Raw genomic sequence first — 342 nt, 5'->3', positions numbered from 1 at the left:
CGACCGTATCTTTCGGGTGCATCGGCCATTTGAACGTGCCGCTTTCCAGCCGGCGATAATGGAGCCAGAAGCCGTTGGTGTCCCACTGTAGGATTTTCAGCTTGTCCCGGCGGCGGTTGCAGAACACGAACCAGTGGGGACCGACCGGGTCGAGCGCCAGTACGTCTTCCACCAATAAGCCTAGTGTATTGATGGATTTGCGCATGTCGGTACTCCCGGTGGCCAAGTACACATTGCCACTTGGTGTCGGGATCATGGCAGGTACTTCATCACTTGCGGTAACAGCGCGATGGCCGAGGCGTCATGGACGGAGACCCGGTAGCCGCCGGGGGTTTCGACCAC

Annotated in this window: 1 protein-coding gene; it reads right to left on the bottom strand. The window is 59.1% G+C overall.

The window, feature by feature from the left end:
* Positions 1-205: IS66 family insertion sequence element accessory protein TnpB (gene tnpB, locus BZJ21_RS15700; RefSeq protein WP_158075553.1), on the bottom strand; the 205-nt coding region annotated here is incomplete at its 3' end.
* Positions 206-342: the final 137 nt, after the last annotated feature.

The sequence above is a fragment of the Salinivibrio costicola subsp. alcaliphilus genome, from assembly GCF_001996185.1.
Lineage (GTDB): Bacteria > Pseudomonadota > Gammaproteobacteria > Enterobacterales > Vibrionaceae > Salinivibrio > Salinivibrio costicola.
This window is presented reverse-complemented; position numbering and strand designations above follow the sequence as displayed.